Source organism: Rubrilithobacter danxiaensis (genome assembly GCF_047272945.1).
GTDB lineage: Bacteria > Bacteroidota > Bacteroidia > Sphingobacteriales > Sphingobacteriaceae > Rubrolithibacter > Rubrolithibacter danxiaensis.
Map to the genome: position 1 here is coordinate 38,141 of NZ_JBKOPS010000011.1, position 13,216 is coordinate 51,356.

At 39.7% G+C, this 13,216-nt stretch carries 13 protein-coding genes; 8 read left to right on the top strand and 5 right to left on the bottom strand.

Features of this window, described 5'->3' with window-relative positions; all coding sequences use genetic code 11:
• Window positions 1–289 precede the first annotated feature (289 nt).
• The 4 genes from ACLCDL_RS14155 to ACLCDL_RS14170 form a co-directional block, all read right to left on the bottom strand.
• Window positions 290–475, bottom strand: coding sequence for a CsbD family protein (locus tag ACLCDL_RS14155; RefSeq protein ID WP_423149012.1), 186 nt, complete (start codon window positions 473–475; stop codon window positions 290–292).
• A gap of 63 nt (window positions 476–538) precedes the next feature.
• Window positions 539–2,446 carry an acetate--CoA ligase gene (acs, locus tag ACLCDL_RS14160; RefSeq protein ID WP_423149013.1) on the bottom strand — a complete coding sequence of 636 codons (1,908 nt, stop codon included), beginning with the start codon at window positions 2,444–2,446 and terminating at the stop codon, window positions 539–541.
• A gap of 105 nt (window positions 2,447–2,551) precedes the next feature.
• On the bottom strand, window positions 2,552–2,788 hold the full coding sequence (locus tag ACLCDL_RS14165; RefSeq protein ID WP_423149014.1) for a DUF6814 family protein: 237 nt from the start codon (window positions 2,786–2,788) through the stop codon (window positions 2,552–2,554).
• Between the two features lie 12 nt (window positions 2,789–2,800).
• Window positions 2,801–4,345 carry an MFS transporter gene (locus tag ACLCDL_RS14170; RefSeq protein ID WP_423149015.1) on the bottom strand — a complete coding sequence of 515 codons (1,545 nt, stop codon included), beginning with the start codon at window positions 4,343–4,345 and terminating at the stop codon, window positions 2,801–2,803.
• 182 nt (window positions 4,346–4,527) lie between these two features.
• On the opposite strand from ACLCDL_RS14170, the gene rpmB reads away from it, so the two are divergent.
• From rpmB to ACLCDL_RS14210, 8 genes are all read left to right on the top strand, one after another.
• Window positions 4,528–4,761 carry a 50S ribosomal protein L28 gene (gene rpmB / locus ACLCDL_RS14175; protein WP_423149016.1) on the top strand — a complete coding sequence of 78 codons (234 nt, stop codon included), beginning with the start codon at window positions 4,528–4,530 and terminating at the stop codon, window positions 4,759–4,761.
• A gap of 28 nt (window positions 4,762–4,789) precedes the next feature.
• Window positions 4,790–4,972 carry a 50S ribosomal protein L33 gene (rpmG, locus tag ACLCDL_RS14180; protein ID WP_423149017.1) on the top strand — a complete coding sequence of 61 codons (183 nt, stop codon included), beginning with the start codon at window positions 4,790–4,792 and terminating at the stop codon, window positions 4,970–4,972.
• Between the two features lie 74 nt (window positions 4,973–5,046).
• Window positions 5,047–5,214 (top strand): DUF4295 domain-containing protein, encoded by a 168-nt coding sequence (locus tag ACLCDL_RS14185; protein ID WP_423149018.1) that lies wholly within the window; start codon window positions 5,047–5,049, stop codon window positions 5,212–5,214.
• Window positions 5,215–5,318: 104 nt separating this feature from the next.
• A complete protein-coding gene (gene ftsY / locus ACLCDL_RS14190) occupies window positions 5,319–6,287 on the top strand; it encodes a signal recognition particle-docking protein FtsY (protein ID WP_423149019.1) in 969 nt (322 codons plus the stop codon).
• A gap of 57 nt (window positions 6,288–6,344) precedes the next feature.
• Window positions 6,345–7,676 (top strand): 30S ribosomal protein S12 methylthiotransferase RimO, encoded by a 1,332-nt coding sequence (gene rimO, locus ACLCDL_RS14195; protein WP_423149021.1) that lies wholly within the window; start codon window positions 6,345–6,347, stop codon window positions 7,674–7,676.
• Window positions 7,677–7,725: 49 nt separating this feature from the next.
• Window positions 7,726–9,327 (top strand): bacillithiol biosynthesis cysteine-adding enzyme BshC, encoded by a 1,602-nt coding sequence (gene bshC, locus ACLCDL_RS14200; protein WP_423149022.1) that lies wholly within the window; start codon window positions 7,726–7,728, stop codon window positions 9,325–9,327.
• Window positions 9,324–10,412 (top strand): Ldh family oxidoreductase, encoded by a 1,089-nt coding sequence (locus tag ACLCDL_RS14205; protein WP_423149023.1) that lies wholly within the window; start codon window positions 9,324–9,326, stop codon window positions 10,410–10,412. Before bshC ends, ACLCDL_RS14205 begins: the two co-directional genes overlap by 4 nt.
• Window positions 10,413–10,500: 88 nt before the next feature.
• Window positions 10,501–12,081 carry an FAD-dependent oxidoreductase gene (locus ACLCDL_RS14210; protein ID WP_423149025.1) on the top strand — a complete coding sequence of 527 codons (1,581 nt, stop codon included), beginning with the start codon at window positions 10,501–10,503 and terminating at the stop codon, window positions 12,079–12,081.
• 35 nt (window positions 12,082–12,116) lie between these two features.
• Here ACLCDL_RS14210 and lepB read toward each other — a convergent pair whose 3' ends face one another.
• Window positions 12,117–13,211, bottom strand: coding sequence for a signal peptidase I (gene lepB, locus ACLCDL_RS14215; RefSeq protein ID WP_423149026.1), 1,095 nt, complete (start codon window positions 13,209–13,211; stop codon window positions 12,117–12,119).
• Between the last annotated feature and the right edge of the window lie 5 nt (window positions 13,212–13,216).

Genomic DNA, 13,216 nt, shown 5'->3' on the forward strand with positions numbered 1-13,216 from the left:
TTCTTAAAACGTGATTTATCTTCCATACGTATTTATTATTTGCTTTCCAAGAAAGAAAATAAGACTTCATAGTTTAATTCTTATTCATCGAGGAATCAGACAATGATCAAAAAAATCTTCGGTGCTTTTAAATTAAGATGGCGGAGAGCGGGATTTAGAACTACTTCTGAACTTCTGCGTACTGAAAATTGAAGGAATTGTATCAAAAAAAACAAGGATAAATCATTACTAATTTATCCTTGTTTTAAAACGAGATTGTTGCTTAAAAAACTTGTTTGCAATGTAGGAATTACAAGCTTCTGAGCCAGTCGATTACCTGCTCTCTTGTTTTTCCGGTTTTAGTTTGCAGGCGTCCGTAAAGCTCTTCATCCTGACCTTCTTCGTATTTAAGATCATCGTCTGTAAGATCGGCATACGCTTGTTTTACTTTTCCCTTCAACTCGTTCCAGTTACCTTTTAATTCCAGTTTGTCCATAATAATAAGAATAGATGTGTTATTACAACAACAGGAACTGCCGGAAGTTTTATCAGGAGTTGACTAAAGAGCTCCCGATTTTATATCTTCCACCACGGCAGGATCAAGCAGAGTTGAAGTATCACCCAGATTAGCAGTATCGCCTTCAGCTATTTTCCGCAAAATCCTTCGCATAATTTTTCCTGACCGCGTTTTTGGCAAACCCTCAACAAACTGTATTTTATCAGGTTTGGCAATAGCTCCTATTAAACGTGTTACTGTTTGAAGAATATTCTTCCGGGTCAGTTCTGCATCTGCAGAAGCCTGGTTTAATATAACATAAGCGTAAATTCCCTGCCCTTTAATATCGTGCGGATAACCAACCACGGCGCTTTCAATTACATCGGAATGCATGTTAATGGCATTTTCAACTTCAGCAGTTCCAATACGGTGCCCAGAAACATTTAACACATCGTCTACACGTCCGGTTATACGGTAATACCCGTCTTCATCCCGCAAGCAGCCATCGCCTGTGAAATACAGATTTTCGTAGGTTGCAAAGTACGCCTGTCTGCAGCGTTCATGATCTCCGTAAGTAGTTCGTATCATTCCCGGCCACGGAAATTTTATACATAAGTTTCCGCTTACTCCGTTACCTTCAATTTCTTTTCCATTCTCATCCACCAGTACCGGTTGTATTCCCGGCAGAGGCAACGTTGCGTATCCGGGTTTAGTAGGTGTTACTCCGGCAATCGGCGAAATCATAATGCCTCCCGTTTCTGTTTGCCACCAGGTATCTACAATAGGGCAGTTTTTCTTACCTATCTTTTCATCAAACCAATGCCATGCCTCTTCGTTTATAGGCTCTCCTACAGACCCGAGTTTATTTAAAGAGGAAAGGTCTTTCCCTTCCAGAGGCGCCTCGCCAAATCCCATTAACGAACGTATAGCGGTGGGAGCAGTATATAAAATATTAACCTTGTATTTATCCACAATATCCCAAAACCGGCCGGCTGTAGGCCATGTAGGAACACCTTCAAACATCAGGCTGGTTGCTCCCTGTGATAGGGGACCGTAAACGATATAGGTATGCCCAGTTATCCAACCGATATCTGCAGTACAGAAATAAATTTCTTCGGGCTGATATCGGAAAACGTTTGCAAAAGTATAGCCGGAATACACCATATACCCGCCGCAGGTATGCACAACTCCTTTTGGTTTTCCTGTCGAACCGGAGGTATATAAAACAAACAGCATATCCTCGGCGTCCATTTCCTCTACAGGACATTCAGGGTTTCCTTGTGTTTCTACTTTCTTAATTTCATCTTCCCACCATACATCTCTTCCCTTGATCATGGATACCGGAGTACGGCTTCGGGTAAGAACAATTACACGTTTTACGCTGGGGCATTGCACCAAAGCGTCATCGATAACTTCCTTTAGGGGAATATTTTTCGTACCACGAAAACCTCCATCAGCGGTGATTACTAAGGCACATTGCGCATCCTTAATCCGATCGGCGATGGACTGCGCCGAAAAACCACCAAACACCACTGAATGTATTGCCCCTATACGTGCTGTTGCAAGCACTGCTATTGCCAGTTCGGGTACCATTGGCATATAAATACATACCCGGTCGCCTTTTTTCACGCCGTTATTCTTTAAAACATTGGCAAACTGACAAACTTTATCATGCAGCTGTTTATAAGTTAGAACACGGTGATGTTCCTCGGGATCGTTAGGTTCCCAGACAATCGCAGGTTTGTCAGCCAGATTTTCCAGATGGCGATCCAGGCAATTCTCCGTTATATTTAGTTTGGCTCCTGAAAACCACTTTATATCCGGCTCTTTAAAGTTCCAATCCAAAACTTTGTCCCACTTTTTTCTCCAGTTAAAAGTTTCTGCAATTTCAGACCAGAATTTCTCCGGTTCCGCCACACTAAAATCATATGCCCTTTTATACTCTTCAAATGAAGTAACCTGTAGATTCATCTTATATGTTAGTTAGTTAGTTAGTTTAATATGTTAACAAATTGATTATCAGCTATAGGTATTAACACTTATTAACCTTCATAGCTTTTATATTTTTTCATTCTTTCACCTTGTGCCACTTTCAAGGCTATTGTATTCGCCCTTAAAAGAGTAATAGCCAAAAAGAATAAATCCCACTACAATCGGAATAAAAATAGCAACAATGACAATCCAGAAAACATAATCTTCTGAAGAAGCATTTGCAGTACTTAGTGCAGTTATAGCTTTGAAAGGAAGGAATACTCCCAATCCTGCTCCGGCCAGCATCCAGATAAGACCCAAAATTTTTTTTATCGAATCCATATTATAATAACCTTAATCGTGCGTTGTATTACGAACGCCATTTTTTACATATACTAACCCTATTATTAAACTGATTGCAGCGATACCAATAGGATACCATAAACCATCAAAAGGACTTGCCCCCGACATAGAAGTTAAACTGATTGCGATAAAAGGGGTTAAGCCTCCAAAAACGCCATTACCTATATGATAAGGTAATGACATGGAAGTATAGCGGATCCGCGTTGGAAATAACTCTACCAAAAAAGCGGCAATTGGTCCGTAAACCATGGTTACAAACAGTACCTGTACTCCTATTAAAGCAATAAGAATCCAGAAATCAATTGTACTTAATTGTATTGATTTTTTTATTTCTGGTTTTAAAGCGGCTGTTGCCGACTGATTCGCCAGAACTTCTTTCCTTTCTTCCTTATAAATGGTACCATCCGAAAATTCCTTCTGAGTAGTGGTAGTAACGATAGCACTTTGTTTTCCATCCATCAGATCAGTAGTTCTTGAAAGTTGTTTCTTTTCCGGAAGCTCCGTTTTTAAAGATAAATCACTCAGGCTGTACATCTGTTTATAAATAGGTCGGTAAAGCAATATACCGAGCAGCATTCCCGCCATCATGATGCCTTTCCTGCCAATTTTATCAGACCATGAACCAAATATCACAAAGAAAGGAGTAGCCAGTAACAGCGCAATTGCAATAATATAGTTGGATTGAACAAAATCAATGTTCATCGTTTTCTGGATGAAAGACAAAGCATAGAACTGGCCCGTGTACCAGATTACACCCTGCCCGGCAGTTACCCCAAACAATGCCAGCAGTACCATTTTCAGATTCTCCTTACGCCCAAACGATTCTTTAAGCGGATTTGAAGATAGTTTACCTTCCTTTTTTATTTTTGAGAACAGGGGAGATTCCTGCATTCTTAAGCGAATGACGATGGAAACTCCTACAAGCAACGCAGAGAGAATAAATGGGATCCGCCAGCCACCCCACTCTTTCTCAAAGTTCTCTACTCCAACGCTTTGGCGGGTAATTAAAATAACTCCCAGCGAAAGAAAAAGGCCTAAAGTAGCGGTAGTTTGAATAAACGAAGTATAAAATCCTCTTTTATGTGCAGGCGAGTGTTCTGCAACATAAGTAGCAGCTCCTCCATATTCCCCTCCAAGGGCTAAACCCTGAATTAATCGCAGCAACAACACCAATATGGGTGCAAGATAACCGATGGTAGCATAACCGGGAATCAGTCCGATGGCAAACGTAGACCCTCCCATTAAAATCAGGGTAAGTAAAAAAGTATATTTTCTTCCGATTACGTCACCAAGGCGGCCAAAAACCAACGCACCGAACGGCCTTACAATAAACCCGGCAGCAAAAGTGGCCAGCGTAGACAGAAATGCGGCAGTAGGATTTTCTTTAGGAAAAAACTGGCTGGATAAAATAGTTGCCAGGCTTCCGAATATGTAGAAATCATACCATTCTATCAGTGTTCCTACAGACGAAGCAGTGATGACACTCCATAGGCCTTTCTTACCGGAGCTTTCCCCGTGCTGATATAATTCGGTCATTTTAGGTTTATTGGTAATTTCGGGGTAAATTAGAAAATGATTTTTTAACCCGAAAGACAAACTCAAATTTAGTTCACAAAAAGGATAATTATTTTAAGAAACAGCTTGAAAATCAAAAATTATTTCAGATATTTGCAAACTCTTTAAGAAACAGAGTTTAATAACGATACACTTATATAGTCATGTCGAGAATTTGTGATTTAACAGGAAAAATGCCAATGAACGGTTTCAACGTTTCTAATTCGAACGTTAAAACCAAGCGCAAGTTTTACCCTAACCTGAAGGTAAAAAAGTTTTATATACCTGAAGAAGACAGATGGATTACTTTAAAAGTTTCCACTTCAGCTATTAAAACTATTAATAAAAACGGCATTAGCGCTGTTATTAGTAAATTCCTTAAAAAAGGATACATTTAATACAAACCATTTAGAAAAGAAATAGGAAATGGCAAAGAAAGGCAACAGAGTTCAGGTTATTTTAGAATGTACCGAGCATAAAGAAAGCGGATTGCCAGGTATGTCCCGCTATATTACTACTAAGAACAAAAAGAACACTACAGAGCGTCTGGAGTTGAAAAAATACAACCCTGTACTTAAAAAAGTAACTGTTCATAAAGAAATAAAATAATTAGTGAGTGATTGAAGGATAGGATTAATAAGATAATCCGGTCATTTAGTCATAAACATCAATAATTAAATAAGATGGCAAAGAAAGCGATTGCAACCCTGAAAACCGGTAAAGGCAAAGAATACTCAAAAGTGATCACTATGGTAAAGTCACCTAAAACAGGTGCTTATTCTTTCAAAGAAACTATCGCACACAACGATCACGTTAAAGATGCTATTGCTGCAGCAAAAGAAGGACAATAATTTTTCTTCTTAAAATATTTAAGAGCCGTCCTGATAAATCAGGAGGGCTTTTTTTGTAGATAAGCACACTGCTAACGTATTACACATTATCACCTGCATTTAAGATGGGATTATTCGATTTTTTCAAGAAAAAAGACACCTCAACCCAGGAAAAGGAAGCACTGGAGAAAGGACTGGAAAAAACCAAGGAAGGCTTGTTCTCCAAAATAACAAAAGCAGTTGTAGGTAAAACAACAGTTGATGATGATGTACTGGATGAACTTGAAGAGATACTCGTAACTTCTGATGTTGGTGTAAATACTACCCTGAAAATAATTAAGCGAATTGAAGAACGGGTTGCACGGGATAAATATATAAACACCACCGAATTGAATTCTATTCTTCGGGAAGAAATTCAGAATCTTTTAGCCGAAAATAACAGCAGCGATTTTGAAAATTTCGAATACGGGAATCATAAGCCCTATGTAATTATGGTTGTAGGTGTTAACGGAGTTGGAAAAACAACCACTATCGGAAAACTGGCACATAAATTAAAAGAAGCTGGAAATAAAGTGGTGCTGGGTGCTGCCGATACTTTCAGAGCTGCCGCTGTAGATCAGCTTAAGTTATGGGGTGAACGAGTTAGTGTACGTGTTGTAGCGCAGGCAATGGGGTCAGATCCGGCTTCTGTAGCGTTTGACACAGTACAATCTGCCGTTGCAAACGGTGATGATGTTGCCCTTATTGATACCGCTGGAAGACTGCACAACAAAGTAGCTTTGATGAACGAGCTCACCAAAATTAAAAATGTGATGCAAAAGGTAGTTCCTGGTGCTCCGCACGAAATACTATTGGTATTGGATGCTTCAACCGGACAAAACGCCGTAGAACAATGCAGGCAGTTTACACAGGCAACAGATGTAAATGCGCTGGCATTAACAAAGTTGGATGGCACTGCAAAAGGCGGCGTGGTAATTGGAATTTCAGACGAATTTAAAATTCCTGTTAAATATATCGGAGTTGGCGAGAGCATTAACGATCTTCAACTTTTTGACAGGAAAGAGTTTGTGAACTCTTTATTTAATAACAAATAATAATTGAATTACAGACCCCAAGCTGTGTAGGGAAGTATTGAAAAGTGTGGTAAAGGCATGAAAACAAAAGTTTTAAATCAGAATACTGTAAAACAACCTAAAGTAAACGTAATTACCTTAGGCTGTTCAAAAAACGTGTATGATTCGGAGGTATTGATGGGCCAGCTTCGGGGCAACCAAATGAATGTAGCTCATGAAGCAGAAAAAGTAGGAAAAGACGACATTATTGTTATTAATACCTGTGGATTTATTGACAACGCAAAACAGGAATCTATTGATACCATTCTTCAATACAGTGAACTAAAGGAGAAGGGAAAGGTAGGAAAGGTTATTGTTACCGGCTGCCTTTCTGAACGTTATAAACCCGAACTGGAAGCAGAAATTACAAATGTAGATGCATTTTTCGGCACTAATGACCTGCAAAATATCCTAAGTACACTTGGAGCTGATTATAAATACGAACTTGTTGGAGAACGTTTATTAACAACGCCTTCACACTATGCTTATTTCAAAATTGCTGAAGGTTGTAACCGCCCCTGCTCTTTCTGTGCTATTCCGCTAATGCGAGGCAAGCACGTATCGAAAGCAATTTCGGAGTTGGTGAAAGAAGCTAAAACACTTGCTTCCAGAGGCACGAAAGAACTGATTCTTATCGCCCAGGACTTAACCTACTATGGCCTGGATATTTATGGAAAACGTAATCTGGATGAACTTCTTCGCAATTTATCCGATGTGGACGGTATTGAATGGATCCGTTTACAATACGCATACCCAGCCGGTTTTCCAATGGAAATTCTGGATGTGATGAATAAAAGAGCAAACATTTGTAAATACCTTGATATGCCACTACAGCATATCAGTGATGCAATGCTGAAATCCATGCGCCGGGGAATTACAAAACAAAAAACAATTGATCTTGTCAACCAGATTCGTGATAAAGTACCAGGTATTGCTTTACGCACCACATTGATCTGTGGTTATCCGGGAGAAACTGAACAGGATTTCCAGGAAATGAAAGAATGGGTAGCTGAATCTAAATTTGACCGTTTAGGCTGCTTTACTTATTCGCACGAAGAGAAAACACATGCACACAGTTTAATTGATGATGTTCCGCAGGAAGTAAAAGAACAACGTGTTGAAGAGATTATGGGCGTACAGCAGGAAATTTCGTACAATATTAATCAACAAAAAGTAGGCAAAACTTTCAAAGTATTAATCGATAAAAAAGAAGGAGATTTCTTTGTAGGAAGAACCGAATCAGACTCTCCTGAAGTCGACAATGAGGTTTTAATTGATGCAACAAAAGATTATGCGCCACCGGGAGGATTTGTAAATGTAACGATTGAAAAAGCTGAAGATTTCGATCTGTATGGACGAATTGTAAAATAAATGGCTCTTTTGGAAAAATTCCGGTTTTTCATTCTATTTTCGTCAGCAAATGAAATCAAGCTGTATTGATTATAAAGATACCGGTTATTTTTCTCCTGCTGTAATCCAGTATTTACAGCAAAGCCCGCAACTCTTCCCTTTCATAGCTTACCAGCCAACGTTTGAAGGGTTAAAACAGGCAATTGAAAACAGAGTCTTTAAAGGCGATCGAAAAGTTCTGGTTGAAGTACTTCAGGACCAATATAAAGAGCTTGATAAAACTTCTAAACTATCAGAGGCAGTAAATCAAAACCTTAGTTTACTGCTTAAAGATTCTACCTATACGATTACAACCGGCCATCAGCTTAATATCTTCACGGGGCCACTTTACTTTATCTTTAAAATAGTTACGGCCATTAATCTGGCAAAGGAACTGAAGGAAAAATTTCCGGATAAAGATTTTGTTCCTGTCTATTGGATGGCAACAGAAGATCATGACTTCGCCGAAATTAATCATACAAGTGTACAAGGGCAAAAATTAAGCTGGGACGCAGAAGTTTCAGGAGCAACGGGAAGGTTAAGTACAGAAACAATAAGCGCAACAGTAAAAGCATATCAGCAACTATTGGGAATTTCTGAAAATGCCACCCGCTTATCAAAACTCGCAGAAGAAGCTTATCTGCAGCATAAAAATTTAGCAGATGCAACGCGGTATTTTGTTAATACACTCTTCAGCGAATTCGGATTAATAATACTCGATGCTGACAATAAACAGTTAAAGCAGCTTTTTGCGCCTTTTATAGAAAAGGATATTACAGAAAATAACAGCTACCGGCTGATTTCAGACACAAGTAATGAACTGGAAAACGCAGGTTTTAAAACTCAGGTTAATGCCCGTGAAATAAACTTTTTCTACCTGCTCGATAACTTCCGCGAACGAATAGTTCGTGAGGGAGAGAAATATTATGTCTTAAACTCGGAGATTGAATTTTCTAAAGAGGAATTATCGAAAGAAATCAGGCAGCATCCGGAGCGTTTTAGTCCAAACGTAATTATGCGCCCTCTTTACCAGGAACTTATTCTGCCTAATTTAGCCTACGTTGGCGGAGGTGCGGAAATTGTTTACTGGCTGCAATTAAAGAAGAATTTTGATTTTTATGGAATAGACTTTCCTGTTCTGGTACTGCGTAATTCTGCCTTAATAGCAACTGATAAATTACAGGATAAATTAAATCGCTTAGATCTTACTCTTGCCGATATTTTTAAAGATCCAGAATCAGTCAAAAAAGAATGGGTACTAAAAAACAGCACTCAAACACTTACCCTGGATGAAGAATGGCAGGAACTGAAGGATGTGTTGGAAAAAGCAAAACTAAAAGCTACAAAAATTGACTCGACACTTGGCCCAAGCACAGAAGCTGTTGCTGTACGTCTGCATAAGGCTATCAGCAATCTCGAGAAAAAATTGATCAAAGCTGAAAAAAGGAATTATGACGGTAGCTTATCTTTAATTGACAACCTACGCAAAAAATATTTCGCAGGTAACAGTTTACAGGAACGGACGGAAAATTTTAGTTCTTTTTATGTAAAGTACGGCGATACCCTGATAGACGAGCTTGCTCAATATTTTAAACCTCTCGATTTTAAATTCACTATTTTAGAACCTAAATGAGTTATCAAATCTTTTCAGAAGACCGGCTGAGAAAATTTACTGAAGCCATATTTATAAAAATAGGTTGCCCCGAAAAAGATGCATATCAGGCTGCAGATGTGTTATTATCATCGGATTTGAGAGGAATTGACTCGCATGGCGTTGCCCGGCTAAGCGGATATGTACGTTTATGGGAGAAAAAAAGAATTAATCCGAACCCGAATATTAAGATTGTACACGAAACTCCAACTACCGCTACTGTGGATGGCGACAGCGGTCTGGGACTGGTAGTAGCTCCTTTTGCAATGAGGATAGCTATTGAAAAAGCAGAAAAATATGGTTCCGGCTGGGTATCTGTTAAAAATTCAAATCATTTTGGAATAGCTGGGTATCACTCACTAAAAGCGGTAGAAAAAGGAATGATTGGCTTTTCAATGACAAATGCAAGCCCGCTTGTTGCGCCCACCCATACAACTGAGCGTCTTTTGGGCACTAATCCGATGTGTTATGCTTTTCCTGCCGGAAATTATCCTCCTGTAGTGATTGACATGGCAACCTCTTCGGCTGCTAATGGAAAACTTGAAATAGCTCAGCGGACAGGAAAATCAATACCTGAAGGCTGGGTTCAAACTAAAAGTGGCGAATCTTCTACCGATCCACATGCTTTGAAAAACGGGGGCTCTTTACTGCCCCTGGGAAGTGATAGAGAGCATGGAAGCCACAAGGGATTTGGATTAAGTGCTACAGTTGATATCTTATCTGCTGTACTTTCGGGTGCTAATTATGGCCCTTGGGTTCCTCCTTTTGTTGCATTTCTGGAACCGCCGAAAGATCCTGTAGGCCAGGGAATAGGTCATTTTTTAGGTGCAATGCGTGTTGACGGATTTCGCCCTTTAGATGAATTTAAGACCCACATGGATACCTGGATAGAGCGATTCAAGAGGGCAGAACCAATAGACCCACAACAAAAAGTAATAATACCCGGAGAACCAGAGCTTGAAGCAGAAAAAATTCGCAAAACAGAGGGAATACCTTTATACGAAGCTGTAGTAAACGATTTGAATGATCTTGCTGCCCGTTTAAATATTCCCCGGTTAGATTCGTAAGCTGCTGTTAAATCCCCCTTTACAGTTCTCCTGTTTACGCTAAAACTATTCTGATAAAAATAAGGTTTAATAGGTGCAAAGTAATCCTATGGAAACCTCAAACAATATCATCAGAAATCATGAGACGTTAACTCAAAACACTGACAGAGATTCGAGTACAAGAAGTATCTGGCAGGAAGGAGTTCCGGAATTAGAGAGCTCAAATGCATCAAACTTCAATCCTGCTACTATTTACGATGTATTAATTATAGGTGGGGGAATTACAGGTTTGACAACTGCCTTATTACTGCAAAAGGCCGGAAAGAACTGCATTCTTGCAGAAGCGCATACATTAGGTTACGGCACAACAGGAGGCACCACCGCCCATATAAATACTTTTTTAGATACAAGTTATAAAACTATAGAAAGTAATTTTGGCAAAGAGGGATCTGAACTGGTTGCAGAGGCAACACAACAGGCAATTGACCTGATTTATCAACTGGTAAAAGAATATAATATTAATTGCGATTTTGAGTTCCTTCCCGGTTACCTGTATGCTGAAACAGATGATCAGGGCTCGGAGCTTGAAAAAATATACGAGTCTGCAGTACAGGCTGGGGTTTCGGTACGAATAGTTTCAGAGTCACCTGTTCCCGCTCCTTTCAAAAAGGCAATTATTTACGAAGGACAAGCGAAATTTCACCCCTTAAAGTACATCATAAGTCTGGCAAATGAGTTTGCAAAACTTGGTGGTATCATCCTTGAACATACTTTTATTCGCGACCTGAAAACGGAGGGACAATTTCATGTTGCTAAAAGCGATTCGGTTTCTATAAATGCAGGTAAAGTGGTGTATGCGACACACATTCCTCCCGGAATTAATCTATTACATTTCCGCTGTGCGCCTTACCGCAGTTATGCTGTTGCATTTAAAGCCGGCGAAACTACATTTCCACAAGCCCTTGCTTATGATATGCAACAACCGTATCATTATTTTCGCTGCCAGCTCATTAACCAACAGCGCTACATGATTGTGGGTGGAAGCGATCATAAAACCGGACATGGCAGCCCAGGCGAAGCCTTTAAAACCCTGGAGGAATATGTAAAAACACTTTATCCAGAGGCCTATATTGAATATCGCTGGTCAGCACAATTCTACGAACCCAGCGATGGCTTGCCCTATATAGGAAAACTACCCGGAATAGACGAAGGAGTATATGTAGCTACCGGATACAGCGGAAACGGAATAACTTATGGAAGTATTGCAGGAAAAATTTTAACTGACCTTATACTTACCGGAGAAAGCGAATTTGAAAAAGTTTTCAGTCCGGGACGAATCAAACCGGTTGCCGGATTCCAGGAATTTGTAAAGGAAAACGCCAATGTTGCCTATCATTTTATCGCGGACCGTTTTTCTGTGCGCTCTATACAGTCCTTGCAGGAAATGCTGCCCGATAGTGGCAATGTCGTTGAACATGAAGGAAAAAAGCTGGCCGTTTATAAAGACGCATCGGGAGAAATACATGCATTAAATCCGGTTTGCAGCCACGCAAAATGTATTGTTAACTGGAACAACGTAGAAAAAAGCTGGGACTGCCCCTGCCACGGAGCCCGCTATGGCATTAACGGCGAAGTATTGAATGGGCCGGCCAGCTATGGACTACAAAAAATAGAGCTTAATAAAGAATAAGATAAGAATACTCTTATCTTATTCTACTTGACATTTTAATGTATTCCCATAAATATTCTACTCCAACGTATTCCGTGATTTCCCCAGCTCATCCATACGAATAATGCTTTACCTACCACATGATCTTCGGGAACAAAACCCCAGAAACGGGAATCCAGTGAATTGTGCCGGTTATCTCCCATCATCCAGTAATAATCCATTTTGAACGTATAGGAGTCTGCTTTCTTTCCGTTGATAAAAATTTCTTGTCCTTTTTTAGATACTTTATTGCCCTCATACACTTCTATTGCCCTTTGATAAAGCGGAAAAGTTGTGCTGTCTAATTTTACTGTCCAGTTCTTTTTTGGAACGATTAGGGGACCAAAATTATCTGCATTCCACTTGAAGTCTGGATTATGCGGAAATACCTGGCTATCGTACTCTCCCATCGGCCGTATCATAGGCTGAACCACTTTAACATTTGCCCATTTTTTTACCATTTCAGCATCTTCAGCCGTCATTGTAAAGTAATAGACGTCGGCAGAAGCCCGCTGATTTTCGATATGAAGATCTTCGAGCGCATCCGGATTAAAATCATTCCCATCTGTCTGAACATAATAATCCGTTTGTCCGAACCGCGGCGTTTCTGAAGGCTTTCCATTTACGTAAACGCGTGCATTTATGATTCGTAATGTATCTCCGGGAATTGCAACGCATCTTTTTATATAATTTTCTCTTTTATCTACCGGGCGGTAAAAAGGAGAATCTGCTTCCATCGGGTAATTAAAAACTACTACATCGTTTCGTTTAATATCGCTTAACCCGGGAAGACGATGATATTTTAATTGAATTCCATCCCAGTATGCTTTGGTTCCAATCACCGGCATGGTATGATGGGCAAAAGGAAAAGCAACAGGCGTCATCGGAATACGGGCGCCATAATTTATTTTACTTACAAATAAAAAGTCGCCAACTAAAAGCGATTTCTCCATAGACCCTGTGGGAATGGTGTACGCTTCCAATAGCAATCCACGTATTAATGTAGCAGCTATGACAGCAAAAACAATTGCGTCAAACCATTCCCTGCCCTTACTTTTTTTCTTTACTGTTTTGGTCGAGTCTTTATCTTTCTTCCAGAATTTCAAATTCATTTTTT